The organism is Bacteroidia bacterium (assembly GCA_039924845.1).
GTDB lineage: Bacteria > Bacteroidota > Bacteroidia > DATLTG01 > DATLTG01 > DATLTG01.
The window spans coordinates 25,169-32,408 of the sequence record JBDTAC010000032.1 but is presented as its reverse complement, the minus strand read 5'-3'; the positions used below and the strand labels follow the sequence as shown (position 1 = coordinate 32,408).

5 protein-coding genes are annotated in these 7,240 nt (G+C 37.7%); all 5 read right to left on the bottom strand.

Annotation, left to right across the window (positions count from 1 at the left end; all coding sequences use genetic code 11):
- A partial coding sequence (locus ABIZ51_03805) for a PKD domain-containing protein (GenBank protein MEO7087901.1) occupies positions 1-2,749 on the bottom strand: 2,749 nt, incomplete at its 3' end.
- A gap of 179 nt (positions 2,750-2,928) precedes the next feature.
- On the bottom strand, positions 2,929-4,161 hold the full coding sequence (locus ABIZ51_03800) for an isocitrate dehydrogenase (NADP(+)) (protein ID MEO7087900.1): 1,233 nt from the start codon (positions 4,159-4,161) through the stop codon (positions 2,929-2,931).
- 84 nt (positions 4,162-4,245) lie between these two features.
- Complete coding sequence (gene sucC / locus ABIZ51_03795; protein ID MEO7087899.1) at positions 4,246-5,439, bottom strand: ADP-forming succinate--CoA ligase subunit beta; 1,194 nt, start codon at positions 5,437-5,439, stop codon at positions 4,246-4,248.
- 165 nt (positions 5,440-5,604) lie between these two features.
- Positions 5,605-6,540, bottom strand: a complete 936-nt coding sequence (locus ABIZ51_03790) for a tetratricopeptide repeat protein (protein MEO7087898.1) — start codon at positions 6,538-6,540, stop codon at positions 5,605-5,607.
- A 68-nt stretch (positions 6,541-6,608) separates the two neighbouring features.
- Positions 6,609-7,220, bottom strand: a complete 612-nt coding sequence (locus ABIZ51_03785) for a fumarylacetoacetate hydrolase family protein (protein MEO7087897.1) — start codon at positions 7,218-7,220, stop codon at positions 6,609-6,611.
- Positions 7,221-7,240 lie beyond the last annotated feature (20 nt).

Genomic DNA, 7,240 nt, shown 5'->3' with positions numbered 1-7,240 from the left:
TAAAGAAAACTGTCGGTTCTAATATCGTTACCGGATTCGGACTCATATTAAAGTTGGCAGTAGGATGTGGATAAACCGTTATTAAATTACCTATCGTTGTACTATTACTGCATCCTAAACTATCTTTTACCGCTAAGCTTACACTAAACTGACCCGCTGTTTGATAACAATAGCTTGCACTTCCCACTGTTGTTGCCGAATTGCCATCGCCAAACTCCCAGGTAGCGGATGCACTTGGAGGTGTGCTTAAATTGGTAAAGGTTACACAAAGTGGATAACAACCGCTGGTCGTATCTGCCGAAAAGCTCGCTGTTGGCAATGGATTAACCTTTACTGTTACCGTACTCGAATCCGAAGGTGTACCGCAGTTGTCTGTTACTGTTACCGTATATATAGTAGTAGTGATTGGAGTTAGACTTATTGTGCTGCCTGAAAAAGCTCCCGGCTGCCATACATAATTGTAGTTTCCGTTTCCACCTGTTGCGATAGCGTTCAAGGTAGCATGTCCTCCAATACACAAAGAGGTGTCGCTTTTCGCAATAACATTCAGCGGAGGATTAAGACTTACCGTTACCGTTTGTGGTGTGGATTTACATCCATTAGCATCGTTGGCTATCACCGTATAAGTAATTGGGGTACTTGTAGGACTCACCGTATAATTTTGTCCGTTATAGATTGCATTCCAACTATACGTATAAGCAGGTGTTCCACCTGATGCAGTTGAACTAATTGTTGTGCTTTGTCCGATACATATAGTTGTGGCGGCTGAAGGTGTTACTGTTATCTGTGTTGGTTGTGTAATGGTAACACTTGCAGTACTGCTACAACCTGCTGCATCGTTGGCGGTTAAAGTATAGGTGCCTGCACACAAGGATATAGCTTCCGCTGTAGTTTGAACAGGTACTGTATTCCAAGAATAGGTATAAGGAGCTGTTCCTCCCGTTGTCAAGCCAGTTGCTGTGCCATCGCATAATCTATTACACGAATCATTGCTTGAGGTAGGAATACTTACATTAAGAGCTGTCGGCTCCGTTATTATGACACAAGTATCTATACTACATCCATTGGCATCGGATACTTTTATACAATAATTTCCTGCACAAAGATTATTCGCATTAGCTGTAGTATTACCACCTGGTGTCCATAAATAAGTATATGGTAAAGTACCTCCTGATGGAATTACTACTGCATAGCCATTGCAACTTCCATTACAAGTAGCCGGAAAACCAGCAGCCGTTGCTTTTAAAACATCAACTGTAACTGTAACTGTTGCGCTTCCACTACAAGTACTACTAGTACCTGTTACGGTATAGGTTGTAGTAGTAAGTGGTGTTACAGTAATTGGATTTGTAGTGGAACCTGTACTCCAGGAATAAGTAGTACCTCCACTTGCACTTAAACTTATTGAGCTACCAGAACAAATACTTGGTGAACTTGCTGTTATAGACAGAGTTGAACCTACTGTAACTGTTGCTACTGCTGAACCTGTACAACCATTCGCATCTGTTCCTGTTACGGTATAACTCGTTGTTGAGGCAGGACTTACTGTTATCGGATTAGTTGTTGCGCCTGTACTCCAACTATATGTCGTACCTGCTGGTCCTACGCCCGTTAAAGTTGCACCTGTACCTGCACATATTGTTGCTGAATTTACGGTTATTGTTGGCAATACATTGACCGTAACTGTTGCAATGGCTGTACCCGTACAACCTGTCGTTGTTCCTGTTAATGTGTAAGTAGTGGTTGTTGCTGGTATTACCGTAATTGGATTTGTTATTGATCCTGTACTCCACGAATAAGCTGTTGCTCCATTTCCCGTGAGGGTAGCATTAGTGCCTGCGCATATCGCAGTTGAATTAACCGTAACAACCGGATTCGGATTAACTGTTATGGTGGCACTGTCTCTACTAATTAATCCGCAATTATTTGTTATTGAAACCGTATAACTCGTTGTGGTGGCTGGTGTTGCAGTAACAGATGCGGTTGTTGTAGAACTTAAACCAGCAGCGGGTGACCAAGAGTACGAAACTCCACCTGAAACAGTTAATGGTACTGAGTTGCCTGAGCATATCAAGGTATCTCGAAGATTGTTAGTTAGATAAGAATGTGTGATGCAAATCTCTTGTAGATTTGAGGCTCCGCCCGTTCCTGCAGTAAATCCCCAATAAACGTTTGGATTTCCACCAAAAACAGTACTTACGATATCACCTGTGTAGGATAAACGAAAAACACAATCACAATACTCTGATAATTTTTTTGTTATGGGATCCCATATAATTTCAATACTGTGCCAAGCTCCATCTGGTAAATCTGGATTAGTAGAGCTAAGTTGAACTGGACCTGCCAGATTATTACCCGAACCATCTGTGTGATTTACATCTCCATTTTTTTCAATTGCAGTATGACAAAAAGCAGGATCCCAACCATTTTCATACGTGTCAAATTCTACACCAACAGAAGGTGTTATACCTCCAAATCCCATTCCTCCTCCAGCACTACCGGCATTGGTACTTTGTTGTTGAAAAACGAAACAGACTCCGTCTGCACCACTACCTCCATAATAATCTTTCGTACCAAGAAAAACCTGAAATTGAATGTCAAACCGATTGGCTAAACTAATTTGCGTAGCATACCAAATTTCTCCGGCTTGTGCGCCTAAATCGGGGGTTAATTGATATGTTGTAGTTGCGGAAGAACATTGAGGCGTAATAATTGTAGCACTTCCATTTAGAATGAATTGCGCCTCCATCTTATTGGGCAGAAAAAAAATTAATGTGAGGAAACAAACGTAAATTATTTTTACGGATAATTTACTTTTTTTTCGCGATAGCATTTTCCAAAGATAATAAAAAAGAAAGAACAACCTAAAAAGCGCCTCGAAAAATTAATTTTCCGAGACGCTTTTTTTGAAGCCTTAAAAATGGAGAGTTATTTTGCCAATTTCTTTTGCAAATTAGTATCTAAAGCCGTTAAAAATTCTTCAGTATACAAATAATGTTCTCCGTGATTTACTTTATTTCCGTGAATACAAACGGCTAAATCTTTTGTCATTTTTCCGCTTTCAACAGTCTCCACACAAACTTCTTCTAAGGCTTTGCAGAAGTTTACGAGTTCCACATTTTTATCCAACATTCCTCTAAATTCCAATCCTCTTGTCCAAGCAAAAATAGAAGCAATTGGATTCGTAGAAGTTGGTTTTCCTGCTTCGTGATCTCTGAAATGGCGTGTAACAGTGCCGTGTGCCGCTTCTGCCTCCATTGTTTTTCCATCGGGAGTTACTAATACAGAAGTCATTAAACCCAATGAGCCAAAGCCTTGCGCCACTGTATCGCTTTGCACATCACCATCATAGTTTTTACAAGCCCACACAAAATTTCCATTCCATTTTAAAGCGCTTGCTACCATATCATCAATCAAACGATGCTCGTAAGTAATGCCGGCAGCTTGGTATTTTGCTTTGTAATCTTGCTGATAAATTTCTTCGAAAATATCTTTAAAACGTCCATCGTATTTTTTTAAAATGGTATTTTTTGTAGATAAATAAAGTGGCCATTTTTTCTGTAAAGCCATGTTGAAGCACGAATGCGCAAATCCTCTGATAGATTCATCCGTGTTGTACATCGCAAGTGCAACGCCATCACCTTTAAAATTATAAACTTCAAACGATTGTTGAGCATCACCATTTTCGGGCGTAAACGTAATGGTTAATTTTCCTTTTCCTTTGGTAACGAAATCCGTTGCGCGGTATTGATCACCAAAAGCATGACGACCGATACAAATAGGAGCCGTCCAGTTTGGAACTAAACGTGGTACATTTTTACACACAATCGGTTCACGAAAAACAGTTCCATCCAAAATATTACGAATAGTTCCGTTTGGCGATTTCCACATTTGTTTCAACTTAAATTCCGTAACGCGCGCTTCGTCAGGTGTGATAGTTGCACATTTAATTCCAACATTGTATTTTTTTATTGCTTCCGCAGAATCAATCGTAACTTGATCGTTTGTAGCATCGCGGTGTTCCACTCCTAAGTCGAAATATTTAATATCTAAATCCAAATAAGGAAGAATCAATTTGTCTTTTATAAACTTCCAAATAACGCGCGTCATTTCATCGCCATCTAATTCTACAACAGGATTTGCTACTTTAATTTTTGCCATATTTTTTTGTTTTTTAGGTTGTTATTATATTTTATTTGAAAAAAATCCCTCTCTTTCGGAGAAGGATTTAATTGCTTGAAAAAATTATTTTTTCAATACTTGCTGAACTAAATCTGCTGCTTCTTGCAACAAAATTGCCGAATAAACTTTTAGTCCCGAATCATCAATTATTTTTTTCGCTTCCACCGCATTTGTTCCTTGCAAACGAACAATAATAGGCACTCTAATAGTTCCCATATTTTTGTAAGCATCTACAATTCCTTGCGCCACGCGATCACAACGAACAATTCCTCCAAAAATATTTACTAAAATAGCTTCTACTTTTGGCTCTTTCAAAATAATCCGAAATGCTTGTTCCACTCGCGCTGCATCTGCTGTTCCTCCAACGTCCAAGAAGTTTGCTGGATTTCCGCCTGCCAATTTAATAATGTCCATTGTTGCCATTGCTAAACCTGCGCCATTTACCATGCAGCCTACGTTTCCGTCTAATTGCACATAATTCAAATTGTGATTTCCAGCATCTACTTCTGTCGGATCTTCTTCCGTTAAATCGCGCAAAGCGAGATAATCAGGATGACGATACAGCGCGTTGTTATCCAATGTTACTTTGGCATCAACGGCTAAGATTTTATCGTCCGAAGTTTTTAAAACTGGATTTATTTCAAACATGGACGAATCCGTTCCATCATACGCTTTGTAAAGATTGGCAATAAATTTCGTCATTTCTTTAAACGCATTTCCGCTCAAGCCCAAGTTGAAAGCAATTTTGCGACATTGAAAATCGCGCAATCCCACTTTCGGATCTATTTCTTCTTTGTGAATAAGTTCAGGCGTTTTTGCTGCCACTTCTTCCACATCCATTCCGCCTTCGGTAGAGTACATAATTACGTTTCTTCCGCTTTGGCGATTTAATAAAACGCCCATATAAAATTCGGCTGTTTTGCTTTCACCAGGATAATAAACATCCTGTGCTATCAATACTTTCCCGACTTTTTTTCCTTGCGGACCAGTTTGGCGCGAAACCAAATTCATTCCGATAATTTCACTTGCTATTTTTTTTACTTCGTCCAAGTTTTTGGCTAATTTAACGCCACCCGCTTTTCCTCTGCCGCCCGCATGAATTTGTGCTTTTACCACCCACCAACTTGTGCCAGTTTGCTTTTGCAATTCTTTCGCAGCCTCCACTGCTTTTTCAGGAGTGTCAGCTACGATGCCTTCTTGCACGCGCACGCCATATTTTTTTAAAATGTCTTTTCCTTGATATTCGTGTAAATTCATCGCTATTTAGTTTTAATGAAATATTTTTTTTAATGCTCCCAAAAATACTTTTTTGGATTGGATTTGAAGTCTTTTTTCTGAAAAAAAATTTTTGAACCACACATTTTCGAGAAGAAAAAAAGCTCTTCGAAAAAATAATTTTTCAAAACGCTTTTTACGAAAAAATTATTTCATGTATTGTTGTAAATCTTTCGCAAGCGAAGAATCTAACTGAATTGCTTTATTACAAGCTATTTTTGCGCCATCAAAATCTTTTAAATTGTATTTTGCTACTCCAAGATTAGCAAACGCAGCTACATCAGTAGAATCTAAATGAGTAGCCTTTTCAAAGTCTGGAACAGAAGCAACTGCGTTACCAGAATTAAATTTTACCATTCCTCGATAGAGAAAAGAAACTGCAGAATTTGAATCTAATTCAATTGCCTTGTTACAATCTTGCAGCGCGTGTTTATAATCCTTTAACTTGTCTTCTGCAATGCCCCGATTGTAGTATGCAATTGAAAAAGTTGAATCCAATTCAATAGCTTTGTTCAAGTCCTTTATTCCCTTCTCATATTCTTGTAGGTTAATTTCCATAAATCCTCGATTGGCATAAGCTTCTGTAAACCTTATATCCAATGCAATGGCTTTGTTATAATCCTTTATTGCTTTTTGGCAACTGTCCATATCACTTTCTGCCAATCCTCGATTATTATAAGCTCCTGCAATAGTTGGATTGAGTACAATCGCATTGTTACAGTCTTGTATAGCTTTTGTATAATCCTTTAAGCTAATTTCTGCTAACCCTCTATTGGAGTAGGCTGAGGATAGATTCGTGTTCAATACAATTGCTTTGTTGCAGTCTATTATTGCTGCTTGATAATTCTCCATGTCAATTTCTGTTTTTCCGCGATTGTTGTATGCAATGGCATAATTCGGATTAAATTCAAGGGCTTTGTTATAATCATTTATTGCCTCTTTATAATGTTTCAGAGAATCAGCTACATTTCCTTTTTGTAGAAAATCTAAAGCATAAGTTCCATTGTTTGTACATGCTGAAAACGTTGCAGTTATTAGGAAAGCGAAAAATATTTTTTCAAAACTAATTTTTTTAAGATTCATTTTTATGATTTTAAAATGTTTTTTTGTCGTTCGAAAAAATAATTTTTCCGAAACGTTTTTTTGCAAAATTATTTTATTTCAAACGATAATATTTTTTCATTTTCGAGATACGCATCCAATACATCGCCAATTTTTACAGCGCCCACACCTTCTGGAGTTCCAGTAAAAATAAGGTCTCCCGTTTTTAATGTTACAAATTTAGAGACGTACGCAACGATGGTATCGAACGAGAAAATTAAATTTTCAGAATTTCCTTTTTGAACTATTTTATTATTTATTTCGAGGTGAAAAATTATTTTTTCAGGAGCATTTAATTTTGCAATCGGAATAAATTCGCTGACAGGTGCTGAGCCATCAAAGGCTTTTGCTTTTTCCCAAGGCAAACCTTTTTCTTTGCAAACTTTTTGTAAATCGCGTGCCGTAAAATCAATACCAATGCCGATGGAATCGTAATATTTATGTGCAAATTTTTCGTCAATATTTTTTCCGTTTTTAGAAATTTTTAAAACCAATTCCACTTCGTGATGAATTTCTTTGGAGAAATCTGGAAAATAAAAAGGTTGATTATTCTTGATGAGTGCGGTTTCCGGTTTCATAAAAAAAACAGGTTCTTCGGGAACAGCGCTGTTCATTTCTTTGGCGTGTTCGGCGTAATTTCGTCCGATACAAATTATTTTCATTTGAAAAATTATTTTTTTGA

Excerpts from the sequence above, each read along its gene's own strand:
- ABIZ51_03800 (MEO7087900.1), bottom strand. The coding sequence starts at position 4,161 with ATGGCAAAAATTAAAGTAGCAAATCCTGTTGTAGAATTAGATGGCGAT.
- ABIZ51_03785 (MEO7087897.1), bottom strand. The coding sequence starts at position 7,220 with ATGAAAATAATTTGTATCGGACGAAATTACGCCGAACACGCCAAAGAA.
- sucC (MEO7087899.1), bottom strand. The coding sequence starts at position 5,439 with ATGAATTTACACGAATATCAAGGAAAAGACATTTTAAAAAAATATGGC.
- ABIZ51_03790 (MEO7087898.1), bottom strand. The coding sequence starts at position 6,540 with ATGAATCTTAAAAAAATTAGTTTTGAAAAAATATTTTTCGCTTTCCTA.